The sequence below is a fragment of the Parundibacterium terreum genome (assembly GCF_014636315.1).
Taxonomy (GTDB): domain Bacteria; phylum Pseudomonadota; class Gammaproteobacteria; order Burkholderiales; family Burkholderiaceae_D; genus Undibacterium; species Undibacterium terreum.
In genome coordinates this window covers 192,468-206,674 of sequence record NZ_BMED01000008.1, presented here as the reverse complement: position 1 = coordinate 206,674, position 14,207 = coordinate 192,468, and the positions used below count along the sequence as shown (strand labels likewise).

At 54.2% G+C, this 14,207-nt stretch carries 11 protein-coding genes; 8 read left to right on the top strand and 3 right to left on the bottom strand.

The window, feature by feature from the left end:
* Positions 1 to 6: 6 nt before the first annotated feature.
* On the bottom strand, positions 7 to 954 hold the full coding sequence (locus IEW12_RS27310) for a PP2C family protein-serine/threonine phosphatase (protein ID WP_188569307.1): 948 nt from the start codon (positions 952 to 954) through the stop codon (positions 7 to 9).
* Positions 955 to 1,017: 63 nt separating this feature from the next.
* Positions 1,018 to 2,025 carry a serine/threonine protein kinase gene (locus tag IEW12_RS27305; protein WP_188569306.1) on the bottom strand — a complete coding sequence of 336 codons (1,008 nt, stop codon included), beginning with the start codon at positions 2,023 to 2,025 and terminating at the stop codon, positions 1,018 to 1,020.
* Between the two features lie 233 nt (positions 2,026 to 2,258).
* Here IEW12_RS27305 and IEW12_RS27300 point away from each other — a divergent pair, with 233 nt between their 5' ends.
* The 4 genes from IEW12_RS27300 to IEW12_RS27285 all read left to right on the top strand — a co-directional run bounded on the left by IEW12_RS27300 (position 2,259) and on the right by IEW12_RS27285 (position 6,573).
* Entirely contained in the window at positions 2,259 to 3,164 is a 906-nt protein-coding gene (locus tag IEW12_RS27300) for a YicC/YloC family endoribonuclease (RefSeq protein ID WP_188569365.1), read from the top strand.
* Positions 3,165 to 3,309: 145 nt separating this feature from the next.
* Entirely contained in the window at positions 3,310 to 3,954 is a 645-nt protein-coding gene (gene gmk / locus IEW12_RS27295) for a guanylate kinase (protein WP_188569305.1), read from the top strand.
* Positions 3,955 to 4,029: 75 nt separating this feature from the next.
* Positions 4,030 to 4,233, top strand: a complete 204-nt coding sequence (rpoZ, locus tag IEW12_RS27290; RefSeq protein WP_188569304.1) for a DNA-directed RNA polymerase subunit omega — start codon at positions 4,030 to 4,032, stop codon at positions 4,231 to 4,233.
* Positions 4,234 to 4,275: 42 nt separating this feature from the next.
* Entirely contained in the window at positions 4,276 to 6,573 is a 2,298-nt protein-coding gene (locus tag IEW12_RS27285; protein ID WP_188569303.1) for a RelA/SpoT family protein, read from the top strand.
* Positions 6,574 to 6,643: 70 nt separating this feature from the next.
* On the opposite strand, the gene greB is transcribed toward IEW12_RS27285, so the two are convergent.
* Positions 6,644 to 7,195, bottom strand: a complete 552-nt coding sequence (gene greB, locus IEW12_RS27280; RefSeq protein ID WP_188569302.1) for a transcription elongation factor GreB — start codon at positions 7,193 to 7,195, stop codon at positions 6,644 to 6,646.
* Positions 7,196 to 7,513: 318 nt separating this feature from the next.
* Here greB and IEW12_RS27275 point away from each other — a divergent pair, with 318 nt between their 5' ends.
* From IEW12_RS27275 to IEW12_RS27260, 4 genes are all read left to right on the top strand, one after another.
* The gene (locus IEW12_RS27275) at positions 7,514 to 8,161 is read left to right on the top strand and encodes a response regulator (protein ID WP_188569301.1); all 648 of its coding nucleotides are present in this window, start codon (positions 7,514 to 7,516) and stop codon (positions 8,159 to 8,161) included.
* 141 nt (positions 8,162 to 8,302) lie between these two features.
* Positions 8,303 to 9,961, top strand: coding sequence for a GGDEF domain-containing protein (locus tag IEW12_RS27270; protein WP_188569300.1), 1,659 nt, complete (start codon positions 8,303 to 8,305; stop codon positions 9,959 to 9,961).
* A 431-nt stretch (positions 9,962 to 10,392) separates the two neighbouring features.
* The gene (locus IEW12_RS27265) at positions 10,393 to 12,534 is read left to right on the top strand and encodes a peptidase domain-containing ABC transporter (RefSeq protein WP_188569299.1); all 2,142 of its coding nucleotides are present in this window, start codon (positions 10,393 to 10,395) and stop codon (positions 12,532 to 12,534) included.
* Complete coding sequence (locus tag IEW12_RS27260; protein ID WP_188569298.1) at positions 12,507 to 13,865, top strand: HlyD family type I secretion periplasmic adaptor subunit; 1,359 nt, start codon at positions 12,507 to 12,509, stop codon at positions 13,863 to 13,865. The genes IEW12_RS27265 and IEW12_RS27260 overlap by 28 nt, the downstream gene beginning before the upstream one ends.
* The last annotated feature ends 342 nt before the right edge of the window (positions 13,866 to 14,207 follow it).

Sequence of the window (14,207 nt, the reverse complement as noted above, 5' to 3'; positions counted from 1 at the left end):
TGGAGCCTAACTCTTGGTAGTAGTGATACGGGATGATTTGTGGATAGCACTGCGAATTTCCGCAATGGCTTTTTCTATTTCGGCATCGTCAAAGATATCGGCTTCGGCGGCAGCAGCTGTTTCGGCTTCCGGCGTCATTGGCGCCTGTATCGTGGTCGTGACTGAGCCTATCGGCAAGGTATTGGTGGAGATGATCGACGTATCGTCGATATTATCGTCGCCTTCCCACATCATTGCCAGTGCAGTGACGTTGTCGCTTTGCTTGCCGGCGATATCGGTGGCCGAGCGTATCAGCTCCGGCACGGCGCGCACGATGGTATGGTCGTGCAGGCGCTGCGCCAGCATGTGGTCCGGCAATACCGCCCATAAGCCATCGGAACACAGCATGATCACATCACCAGGCTGCAAGGTGGCGCGACGCGACAACTCCACAATAGGTGCATTGGGCGCACCCAGGCAGTTGAACAGCTTGTTACGGTCAGGATGCGTATGCCGCTCCGCCGGATCTACCTTGCCCTGCGCAATCAGCGTCTCTATGCGCGAGTGGTCCTTGGTGCGCAGCAGGATCTGGCCGTTGCGCATCCAGTACAGGCGAGAGTCGCCGCAATGCGCCCAGTAAGCCTGGCCATTCTGGATCAGGCAGGCAACGATCGTAGTACGCGGCGTTTCCGGCAGGCCGTTCATCTGGCGGTAGCGGTGTATCTCCTGGTGTGCCAGCAGAAAGCTATCTTCCATGAAGCGTTCCGGGCGACCTATCATAGGCTGCGCCTGTTGCTGGAACAGGCTGCCTATGGTTTGCATCGCAATGGCGGCAGCCATTTCGCCCATGATATGCCCGCCCATGCCGTCGGCCAGCAACAACAGGATGGCGTCACGGGTAAAGCTGTAGCCCATGCGGTCCTGGTTGACCTTGCGGCCGCCGATGTGGCTTTCTTGATAGACAGAGAAACGCATTGAAGATTTTGTATCCTGTTCAGGCTGAGTAAGAGGTACAGGGACGCTGGCGCGCCCCGCCCTTTAGTTCAGCGTATGTTCTTGTATGGTCGTGCTGTCTTTGATGTCTTTTTTGCGCGCAAACAAGGCATTGATCTTTAGCGTTGCCTTTTCTACGAAGCTGAGTTCTTTCTTCGGCTGCGGCTGCGCGGTGACCAGCGCCTTTTGCAGCGCAAACACGCTTTGCGGACGCTCCAGCGGGTCGATCTTCAGGCACCAGCGCACGACTTCGATCAATTCTTCCGAATACAGGCCTTCCAGCTTGCGGTAATGGACATCCATCTTGTCGCCGTTCTTGCGCTGATCCGATGGCTGCGGCGGTGCGCCGACCATGCAGGCAAAAATCGATGCGCCTATGCTATAGATATCGGTCCAGGGGCCGAGATTGCCGTTCTTCACATACAGTTCCGGCGCAGCAAAGCCTGGCGTATACATAGGGTACAACTTGGGCAAATCTGTCTTCAGCGTCTGGCGGGCGGCTCCGAAATCCAGCAGGATGGGCGTGCCATCCAGGCGCAGGTAAATATTGGCCGGCTTCAGGTCCAGATGCAGCAGCTTGTTGGTGTGCACTTCGCGCAGGCCGTTCATCACCTGGTTGAACATGCGGCGGATAAAGCGTTCTGACACCAGCGGCTTTTCGCCCTTGTCGCGGCGGCGCAGGATGTGCTCCTGCAGCGAACGGCCGGACTCATAGGCCATGACCATATACACGGTCTCGTTGGCGCGGAAGAAGTTGATAACGCTGACCACATTGGGATGTGAAATCCGGGCCAGCGCCCTGCCTTCTTCAAAAAAGCATTTCAGGCCTATGCGGTAGACGGGCAGGTTTTCCGGGGAGATTGCCGGCACCAGCTCACCCTGCTGGCGCAAGGCCAGGGAGCTGGGCAGGTATTCCTTGATGGCGACTGCATTGCCATCCTCATCCGAGGCGAGATAGACGATACTGAACCCACCGGATGCAATTTTCTTTACAATGCGGTATCCAGCGATTTCCAGGCCATCCGGCAAGGGAGCGTTATTTTGTGCAGCCATATCGTCCTATATCCACGTTTACAATGGATTGTGTTGATTATTGATGCGTTTGTAAAGGATATCTCTTCCTAACTGGCGCGCGATTCTACGTGAGTTTGTAAGAATTTGTATTACTGAAGCTCTTGCCGAAACCACTTGCACCGATTTTCGAGCTTATCGTAACCTAGCGGCACCGGGCGTTAATTTTTACGCCGTGCCCTGCCTAACAAGGAATCCAATTGACTATTAACAGCATGACCGGCTATGCCGCCACGACCAATGAGACCGATGCGGGCACCATCACCATCGAGATCAAGAGCGTCAATTCCCGCTTCCTTGATCTGCAATTCCGCATCAATGACGATTTCAGGTCCATAGAACCGCTGTTTCGCGAAGCGATCTCGCGCAAGCTGACGCGCGGCAAAGTCGAATGCCGCTTCAGCTTTGGCAAAAAAAACAACAGCGGCGCAATGAAGTCCCTGAATGCCGAGGTCCTGACCCAGATCGCCGATCTGCAAACCCATGTCACAAAACAATTCCTGACAGCAACGCCATTATCGGTCAATGAGTTGCTGCGCTGGCCCGGCGTGGTCGAGGAAGCTGAAATAAATGAAGAAATGTTGCAATCAAGCATCATATCGACGATTAACAGCACCCTGGATGCTTTTGTGACAAGCCGCGAACGCGAAGGCGCCGCACTGGAACAAACCCTGCTGAGTCGCATCGCCGCGATGGAAGAGATAGTCGTACGCATTACGCCGCTGATACCTCAAGTCGTGCAGCAGTTCCAGCAAAAAGCCACTACCCGGCTGGAAGAAGCTTTGGGCCTGGCCCTGCAGAATGGCGCCAATAATAACGCCGCCCAGACCATCACCCGCGAAGAAGCGCTGGACCGGATACGCCAGGAAGTCACCATGTATGGCATACGCATAGACGTGGCCGAAGAACTGGCCCGCCTGTCTGCCCACCTGACTGAAACCCGCCACATACTTAAAAAAGGCGGCATGGTCGGCAAACGCCTGGATTTCATGATGCAGGAACTGAATCGCGAAGCCAATACGCTGGGCTCCAAGGCGGCGGCCAAGGAACTGGCAGATGCAGCGATGGAATTGAAGCTGCTGATAGAACAAATGCGCGAACAAGTGCAAAATCTTGAATAAATGCGCGCATTTGCTTATACTCGCGCCCTTGCATTTTGTGCCGCCGGGTGCAAATAGCCGATAAGGGCAGCGAGCCGGCAAGCGCGAAGGGAATTCCACCTTCGTCCCAAAAGCAGCGTCCGACCAACCACACCTTAGAGGATATATGCTGATTTCATCTCCTACCGCCGGTAGCCTGTTCATGGTTGCTGCGCCGTCTGGTGCGGGCAAGTCAACGCTGGTGAATGCACTGCTGGCACAGGAACCGGCAATACGCCTGTCGATCTCCTACACCACGCGCCCGCCGCGCCCGGGTGAAGAAGACGGCCGTGAATACCACTTCACCACAGTGGAAGATTTTTTGGCGCGCAAGGCACAGGGCGAATTCCTGGAATCAGCAGAAGTACACGGCAATTACTACGGCACCTCGCGCATCGTCATAGAACAGCAGATGAAAGCCGGCACCGATATCCTGCTTGAGATAGACTGGCAAGGCGCTCAGCAGGTGAAAAAGCAGTTCCCGAACGCGGTCGGCATTTTTATCCTGCCCCCTTCGATTCCGGCGCTGGAAGACAGGCTGAAAAAGCGCGGGCAGGATGAGCCGCACATCATTACCAGACGCATACTTGCGGCTGGCGGAGAAATGGCGCACGCTCCTGAGTTCGAATATGTTATTATTAATCAAGAGTTTGCGACTGCATTGTCAGAATTGAATGCCGTTGTCAAAGCGACCCGCTGTCGTTTTACACAACAATCTACCCGCAATGCAGAGCTGTTTGCCCAATTGGGCATCCATGCCAACCCCCAATAGTGACGCATTCACTCAGTATTTACTGATTTATTGAGCATTTTTAAGCTAGTCGTTGGACTGTACTAAGGAAAATATATGGCCCGTATTACAATTGAAGATTCTTTGAAGCAAATCCCAAACCGTTTCCAGCTCACACTGTGCGCTACTTATCGTGCGCGCCAATTGTTGCAAGGTCACACCCCAAAAGTTGATTCCAAAGACAAACCAACTGTGGTAGCCCTGCGTGAGATCGCTGAAGGCAAGATCGGTATTGAGATGCTGAAAAAAGTTCCAGTTTAATTCTGATTATTACTACCGTGAAGCGGCTGGGAAACAGGCAGAATGAATATCATAGACACCAATTCTTCTCTCACAGCCGCTCCTGAGCACCCCGCGCCTCGCCCCCCTGCAAGCAAAAAAAAACTCTCCTCTGCAGCAACACCAGTCGCCGATGCGGCTAATGCGTCGACTACCCGCACGACTAATTCCTGTGTCGCGTCGATTACCGACCTGACCAACCGTCTTTCCGAATACCTGGCTCCCGGCGACCTGAAACTGGTCAAGGAAGCCTATCGCTTCTCGGATGAAATGCATCTGGGTCAGGTGAGGAAATCCGGCGAACCGTATATCTCGCACCCCATTGCGGTCGCCGAGATCTGCGCGGAATGGAAGCTGGATGTGCAGGCCATCATGGCGGCGCTGCTGCATGACGTCATGGAAGACCAGGACGTCAAGAAGGAAGAGCTGATAGAGCGCTTCGGCGCACCGGTGGCGACGCTGGTAGACGGCTTGTCCAAGCTGGAAAAAATAGAGTTCCAGAGCCAGATCGAGGCGCAGGCAGAGAACTTCCGCAAGATGCTGCTGGCGATGGCGCGCGATGTGCGCGTAATCCTGGTCAAGCTGGCGGACCGCCTGCACAATATGCGCACGCTGGGTGCGATGGCGCCGGAAAAACAGCGCCGCATCTCGCGCGAGACGATGGAAGTGTATGTCCCCATCGCACACCGCCTGGGCCTGAACAATATCTATCGCGAACTGCAGGACCTGGCGTTTTCGCATATTTATCCCATGCGCTACCGGACGCTGGCCAAGGCAGTCAAGGCAGCGCGCGGCAATCGCCGCGAAGTCGTCAACAAGATTATGGAAGCGGTCAAGGACGCGCTGGCCAGCGCCGGCCTGCCTGCGCAGGTATATGGCCGCGAAAAGACCCTGTACGGCATTTACCGCAAGATGCATGACAAGAAGCTGAGCTTCTCGCAGGTGCTGGACGTGTATGGCTTCCGCATCGTGGTCGACAGCTTCCAGAACAGCTATTACGCATTGGGTTCGCTGCACGCGTTGTACAAACCTATGCCCGGAAAATTTAAAGATTACATCGCCATACCGAAGACCAACGGCTACCAGTCGCTGCATACGACATTGATCGGCCCTTACGGCACGCCGGTGGAATTCCAGATCCGAACGCAGGACATGCACCATGTAGCCGAGTCCGGCGTGGCCGCGCACTGGCTATACAAAAATGAAGAAGGCAGCCTGACCGACCTGCAGCAGCGCACGCATGCGTGGCTGCAATCGCTGCTGGACATCCAGAAACAGACTGGCGATTCCGCCGAGTTCCTGGAGCATGTGAAGATCGACCTGTTTCCGGATTCGGTCTATGTGTTCACACCGAAATCCAAGATCATTGCGCTGCCGCGCGGCGCCACCGCGCTGGATTTTGCGTACACTATCCATACCGACATCGGCGACCAGGCGATTGCCACCCGTATCAATAATGAGCCCGTGCCTTTACGCTCGGAACTGAAAAACGGCGACATCATCGAGATCATTACGTCCCCTAGTTCGCGCCCTACGCCGAACTGGCTGACCTATGTGCGCACCGGCAAGGCACGCTCAGCGATACGCCATTATCTGCGCACCATCAACCTGAATGAATCGACCGAGCTGGGCAAGCACCTGCTGGCACAGGCACTGGTTGCGGTACACCTGAACCCGGAATTGCCGGACGCGCTGGTAGACAAGTTGCTCAACGAATCGAGCGCCAAGTCGCTGGACGAAATCCATACCGACATCGGCATAGGCAAGCGCATGGCCGCACTGGTCGCGCGCCATATCCTGGATCTGGTGGAAGACGATTCTCCGTCTATCCCTTTCCAGCATACCGGCGGAGACAAGGCCTTTGCCAAACGCGACCCTGTCATTATTTACGGCAGCGAAGGCGTATCGGTGCAGCTCGCTCCTTGCTGCATGCCGATACCGGGCGACGCCATCATCGGCCAGCTGAAGCGCGACCAGGGCCTGGTCGTGCACGTTGACACCTGCGAAAACGCCAAGCGTATGCAGGTAAAAGAGCCGGACCGCTGGATTGATGTCAGCTGGGGCGAGGACCTGAACCGCCGTTTCGATACCCGCATCACCGTCACAGTCAACAATGAGCGTGGCGCACTGGCACGCATTGCCGCCGAGATCGGCGAATCGGACGTCAACATCAGCCATGTCAATATGGAAGACGGCGACGCCAACGACATGACCAATATCCATTTCACGATACAGGTGGACGACCGCCTGCATCTGGCAAGGCTGATGCGCAATATCAAGCACCTCAACGGTGTTTCCAAGATAGTGCGCGATCACGGATAAATACCGTGACCAATTGGCCGCTTGCCCTGCTGCAGGGCAAGCGCCTTAAATCTCAAGCACTCGAAAACGCTTACTCGGGATATGTGACGTCGATGACGTAAAGCTCGTCTTCGCCTGCAGGCGTCTGCAGCACGACCGTGTCGCCGGTCCTGGCCTTGGTCAGCGCCCTTGCCACCGGCGATATCCAGCTGATCTTGCCTTTGAGCGGATCGAACTCATCCACACCGGTAATCGTGATCACCTGCTCTTCTCCGGCCAGGTTTTCATAGCGCACTGTTGCGCCAAAAAATATCTGGTCGGAACCATGGTGCACGCGCGGATCGACCACTTCGGCAAGATCCAGCCGCTTGGTCAGAAAGCGGATACGGCGGTCGATCTCACGCAATCTGCGCTTCCCGTAAATATAGTCGCCGTTTTCAGAGCGGTCGCCATTGGAAGCAGCCCAAGAAACGATGTTGACAACTTCGGGGCGGTCTACATCGATCAGACGCAGCAGCTCGGTCTTCATCCTGTCGTAACCTTCCGGGGTCATGTAATTTTTAACGCCCGCGGGTATAGGCGGCGCGCCCGCTTCCAGGTCGTCGTCATCCTGCTCGGTTTCTTTGACAAATGCTTTATTCATAAGGGTATTGTAGCGGAGCCAGCACTGGCTACGCAGCTAAAGTTCAGCGAATTTCGCACGGATCCTGTAACTAAGCGCCGGAACCGGGATGCAAGGCACCGGCGCAGCTTAATAAGTTTTGCCGCCGGGTCGCAAACAAGCAGGAGCGAACTAAAAAACTGCATCTAGCCGTCTGTAGCTATTTGCAACATATTAAACAGTTAATAACAAATTTGCCTGCCGCTCAAGTGCCAAGCCTTATAAAATAGCAGATAAGGTAAAAAGGGCAGAAATAAATAGCACAGAATCAATAATGCCCCTCAATTTCAAGGTAAATGCATGACTGACAGCACCGCAATCAAACTACTGATCGTTGACGATCACGCGGTAGTGAGAGAAGGATTAAAACAAATTATTGGCAGCAGTGCGGATATTGTCGTCGCCGGCGAAGCAGAAACCGGCCTGGAAGCAATCAAGCAAGTGCGCCAATTGGAATGCGACGTTGTCTTGCTGGACATCTCTTTACCTGACCGCAACGGCATCGAAGTCCTGAAGCAGATCAAGAAAGAAATCCCCGCCATCTCGGTACTGATGTTCTCCATCCACAGCGAGGAACAATACGCGATACGCTCGCATAAGGCGGGCGCCGCCGGCTACCTGAACAAACAGGCCGGCGCGGCCGACATACTGGATGCGATACGCCAAGTGGCGGCAGGCCTGAAATATGTCAGTACACAACTGGCACAGGAATTGGCCAATAACCTGAACCAGCCGCACGATGGCGCCTTGCACAAGAGCTTGTCGGACAGGGAATTCCAGACCATGACCATGATCGCTTCCGGCAAGACCGTCAGCGACATTGCCAAAGAGCTTTCACTTTCTGTCAAAACTGTCAGCGAATATCGCGCCCGTGTATTGTTAAAAATGAAGCTGCGGCACAACGCCGAGCTGACTCACTACGCAATAAAAAATCAACTGGTTGAATAATATTTGTCTTGCTTCGCGAAAAACCTCTAGAATCGACATGGTTCGTGAGGCGCGAAGTTAACTGTCTGCCGATCGGACCTATTGGGGACTGCTCACCCCATACCAATAAGTTTCGTCACTTAACATCGGCTCGCTTGCGTCATGTCAAATAATTCAAATAGCTCGCAATTCAAAAGTCCCACAGACATTGCCAGGGAAACCTTCCGGCGTTTGGCACTGGAGCGCATAGCGCCAACGCCGGACGCATACCGCAAGCTATATCTGGACATCTCCGGCGAGCCTGACGAAGAGGCAAAAAAAGCACAGATCGCAGCGCTACAGGCATCCGAGGCAGAAGCAATGCTGACAAGCTTTGCAAGCAGCCTGCAAAAGTCTCCGCCAGAGATCGCCATGTTCGGCCAGAGACTAAGCCGCGCGGTAAGGGCAAAAGACTGGGAAGATTACAGCAAGAGCTTGAACCAGCTCGTAGAAAAGCTATCGGCCAAGCCAGCCACGCCACCTGCATCCAAGGGGATCAGCCTGGTGGATGACATACCGCCGCCCGCCCCCTCCCTCAGTTCCGGCATTTCTTTAGTCGACAGCTTCGCCGAAGATGAGCCTATGGTGCGCATCCTGAAGGATTCGCTGTACCGCACCCTGTCGCTGGCACTGACTTCGCTACTCCAGACCACACCCAAGCTGGCCGCCGATGCTGAGGCGCTGGGTACTGCTGTCAAAGAAGCGACCAACGAGAACAGCCTGAACCAGGTTGCTGCGCGCTTGAAGCAGTTATGCTTCCAGATAGAATTGAAGAGCGGTGACAGCGCCGAGCAGCAGGAGTTGCTGTTGCGCCTGTTTAGCCTGCTGTTGGAAAACGTGCATGAACTGCTGGACCATGACAATTGGCTGCGAGGGCAAATTGAAGTCGTGCAGAACCTGATTTCAGGTCCTATCGATCACCGCGCATTGCAAGATGCGACCCGCAGCCTGAAGGATGTCATCTACAAACAGGCTGCGCTGAAAAACAGCATTGCCGAATCGCAGTCGTCGGTAAAGAACATGATGACGACCTTTATCGACCGCCTGGAAGTGATCGCCAACAGCACCGGCAACTACCATGCAAAGATGGACGGCTATTCGAAAAAAATCAGCCAGGCCAAGGACGGCTTGGAAGTTGGCAAACTGGTCAGCTCGATGCTGGACGAAACCAAGCTGGTGCAATCCGAAGCAATACGCTCGCGCGACATGATGCTGGCAGCACAAAAAGAAGTCAAAGAAGCCGAAGACAGGATCAAGGAGCTGGAAGAAAAGCTCGCGCACATGAGTGAATTGGTACGCGAAGATGAACTGACAGGTAGCCTGAACCGGCGCGGGCTGGACGATGTGTTCGATCGCGAAGCGGATCGCGCAGACCGCCGCGGCACTCCCTTGTGCGCGGCCATGCTGGACCTGGACAACTTCAAAAAACTCAATGACATGCATGGCCATGCTGCCGGCGATGAGGCACTTGTGCATCTGGTACGCATCGTCAAACAGACCTTGCGCTCTATCGACGTCATTGCGCGTTACGGCGGCGAGGAATTCCTGATTGTGATGCCGGAAACCAATCTGGATGAAGCAGCCCAGGCGATGACACGCGTGCAACGCGAACTGACCAAGCATTTTTTCCTGGTCAATAATGAGCGCCTGCTGATTACCTTCAGCGCCGGCGTTGCGCTACGCGAACCAAGGGAAACCCAGGAATCTGTTGTCAAGCGCGCGGATAAAGCCATGTATGAAGCAAAAAATACCGGCAAAAACAGGGTTATCAAAGCAGATTAAGTCCTTGGCAGGCCGCTCCAGAATAATTCCAGTTAAGTATCCGGACCAAACTGTCGCCTAGCAAGTATTGACAGGATTGCCGCTGTTTGCAGGGTTTATCGGTATCTAAAGCACGCAGCGGTATATCTGGAGCAGCGAACGTGGTAAAATTTTTTGCTCTACGGTAACAATGTGATGTATTTGCCACGCCGGTGTCATCCGATGAGACCGCGTGCCATAATCCAGACCCAGGCATAAGAAAATACCGGATGGCAGCGTCGACAAACATCCAGATAACGAATAGAAGCCTATATTGCATGCTTTCCTGATGAATGTTGCGCGCGCCAGGCTGTACTATGCAGCTTGCTTGTCTATCGATAAATACATAATGCACATCTTATCGGGCCAAGATTTTAAATTGCATACTCTTTACACCCCATAAATCACGATCGATGCAAGAAAAATTTCCTCACTCGGTAATTCAGTGTCTGACTGCGATTGCGCAGCATCATGGGCTGCAGATCAACCCTGAGCGGCTGATCGACGACTATGCGCTGGCTGCAGAAGACCCGCCAGCCGCCATGCTGGAACGCATCGCTTCTGAAATAGGCCTGAAAGCAAAGACCGAGAAATTCAGTTGGCAAACCCTGATGGGCCAGGCCGGCGTATTCCCTATCCTGGGCAGGCTGAACACCGGCGAAGGCGTGATCATCGTCGGCGTACGCAAGGAAGGCGATGGCAAGGTTGCCATCCTTGACCCCAAGGCAGACCGCGCCACCGTTATTGTCGTGGACAAGGAGCAGTTCTGCAGCCGCTGGGGTGGCGAGGTCGTGCTATTGAAACGGCAACATGCCATCACCGACCCCAACCAGCCTTTTGGGCTGCGCTGGTTCATTCCTGAAATATTGAAACAGAAGGCGGCTTTTCGCGACATCATCATTGCGGCGCTGTGCCTGCACGTACTGGCGCTATCATCGCCGATTTTCTTCCAGCTGGTGCTGGACAAGGTGCTGGTACACCAGAGTAATTCAACGCTATGGGTGCTGGGCGTGGGCGTGGTGCTGGCATTGATGTTTGACGCCACCTTCGGCTTCTTGCGCCAATACCTGACGCTGGCTGCGACCAACAAGATAGACATGCGGCTGACCCGGCGCGTGTTCTCGCATCTGATTTCACTGCCCATCGATTATTTCGAGACAACGACTGCCGGCGTGATTACCCGCCATATGCAGCAACTGGAGCGGATACGCCAGTTCCTGACTGGCCGCCTGTTTTTTATCGGCCTGGACGCCACCGCGCTGTTCCTGTTCCTTCCCTTGTTGTTTACCTACTCCGTGCCTTTGGCCGGCATCACACTGATGTTTACGGTATTGATAGGCGGCGTGGTTGCCATTCTGGTACCGACCTATCAGCGCCGGCTGAACAAAATGTACACGGCCGAAGGCAAGCGCCAGGCCATGCTGGTGGAAACCATACACGGCATGCGCACGGTGAAATCACTGGCGATAGAACCGATACAAAGGAAAACCTGGGACCAGCGTTCGGCAGATGCGATCAGCAGCCATTTCAAGGTAGGCCAGATTTCCATTACCGCCAATGCCATTACCGATTTCCTGGGCAAGCTGCTGCCTGTGATCATCATCGTCATCGGCGCGCAGGCAGTATTTGACCAGACCATGACAGTCGGCGCATTGATCGCCTTCCAGATGATTTCCGGCCGCGTGGTCTCGCCGCTGGTGCAGATAGTCAGCCTGGTCAATGAATACCAGGAAACGGCCCTGTCGGTACGCATGCTGGGCGAGGTGATGAATCGTCCACCTGAAGGACGCGCCGGTGCAGGTGGCCTGCGCCCGCAGTTCAAGGGCGAGATCAGCTTTGACAATGTGACCTTCCGCTATCCCGGCGCGACGAACACGGCACTGGACAGGACCACGTTCACAATCCAGTCCGGCACGGTGATCGGCATTGTCGGCCGCAGCGGTTCCGGCAAGACCACGCTGACCAAGATGATCCAGGGCTTGTACGGAATACAAGAAGGTATCATCCGTTTTGACGGCATAGATTCGCGCGAAATAGATCTGTCTCACCTGCGCAAACAGGTAGGCGTGGTCTTGCAGGAAAATTTCCTGTTCCGCGGCTCGATACGCGAAAACATCTCTGCGACCAAGCCGGACGCCACTTTTGAAGAGATCGTCGCCGTTGCGCAAGCGGCCGGCGCCGATGAATTCATCGAAAGAATGCCACAGGGTTACGATACGCTGCTGGAAGAAAATGCGGCCAACCTCAGTGGCGGCCAAAAGCAAAGGCTGTCCATTGCCCGTTCGCTACTGTCCAATCCGCCGGTGCTGATCCTGGATGAGGCCGCCAGCGCGCTGGATCCGGAAAGCGAAGCAATCTTCATCAATAACCTGTCCCGTATCGCCGTGGGCAGGACGGTCATCATGATTTCGCACAGGCTGTCGACCCTGGTCAACGCCGATGCCATCCTGGTCATGCAACAAGGGAAGCTGGTCGATAGCGGCCGCCATTCCGAATTGCTCATCAGTAGCTCTACTTATGCACATCTATGGAATCAACAAACAAGCCACCTGTAAACAAGGCCGCCGAGGACCTGACCGTCGTCGAATTCCTGCCTGACGCAGACGAAATCGAACGCCGCCCTCTGCCGCGCCTGGCACGTATTACCTTGCTGGTGCTGGTGGCAGGCCTCTTCACATTTATCATTTTTGCCTCTTTTGCGAAAATTGATAAGGTAGTTGTTGCGCGCGGCAAGCTGGTAACGCCCTCTTCCAATATCATCGTGCAGCCGCTGGAAACCTCTATCATCCAGACCATCAACGTGCAGGTAGGCCAAGTCGTAAAAAAAGGGCAAGTACTGGCAGTGCTGGACGCCACCTTTGCCGGGGCAGACCAGGCTGAGCTGAAAAGCCGGCTAAGCAGCCTGGAAACGCAATCCAAAAACCTGGAAGCGGAACTCGGCGGCGCAAAGAATCCAAATACGCCGGCTGCCAATGCCGATACACAGTTGCAGGCAAGGCTCTCGCTGGAACGCCAGGCCAACTACCAGGCCCAATTAACCAGGCTGGAAGAAACAGTCGCCCGCTTGCGTGCTTCACTGGAAACCAACCGCAAAGACCAGCAGTTGCTGGAATCGCGCGTGCAGTATCTGCGCGAAATGGAAGCAATGCAGGAAAAGCTGGTAGAACAACAATACGGCGCCCGCGCCAACTACCTGGCAGCACAGGACAAACGTCTTGAAGTCGAAAGGGAAATGCTCAATACCAAGAATCGCGAAAATGAAATCAAGCGCGAACTGGCGGGCTCGACTGCAGAAAAAGCAGCCTTTGAGAAAAGCTGGCGACAAAAAGCGATGGAAGATTTGCTATCCACCACTCGGGACCGCAACTCTGTGACAGAACAATTACAAAAAGCTGACCGCCGTAACAAATTGATCACGCTGGTCGCACCTTCCGATGCCGTAGTGCTGGATATTGCGAAATTGTCACTCGGCTCCATCATCAAAGAAGCAGAGCCGCTGTTCACGCTGGTACCGGTAGGCACCGAGCTTGAGGCGGAAGTACAGATTGACTCCGTCGATGTGGGCTATATCAAGCTGCATGACAAAGTGCATGTGAAGCTGGATGCCTTCCCCTTCCAGCAGCATGGCACCTTATCAGCGGAAGTCCGCACCATCAGTGAAGATGCCTTCAAGCGCGATGCCGGCAATCTGGGCCAGGGACTGGATGCCTACTATGTCAGCAGGCTGGGCATAGGCAAGGTCGGCTTGAAAAAAATGACGGAAAAGGCAAGGCTTTTGCCTGGTATGACTCTTTCTGCTGAGATCGTCGTCGGCAAACGCTCTGTAATGTCTTACCTGTTATGGCCCCTCACCAAGGCACTGGACGAAGGTCTTCGCGAACCTTAAACAAGTATAAGCACAGCACTCCACGCCTGTGCAGCGCTTTCCCAAACCCTATCATGTCAAATAGGGTAGTTCTTCCTGCAAATTAATAATACCGCACGGAAATTTTTTTTCGAACTACCCTAAACATTCAAAATTTCCTGCCGTTAAATGTCCAGAGGCCGATCAAAGTAGAAATTTTGACGGCTTTCTTGATGAAAATCTGAGAATAAAAAATCCTCTTATTTCATTTAAGAACCAAAGATTTTCTGTCGCCATTACTTACTGTCGCAATAAAATTCACTTCCGCATTAGCCCAGTATCAAGTTTCATGATGCTGGTTTGGTGTGGATAAATATCACTAAA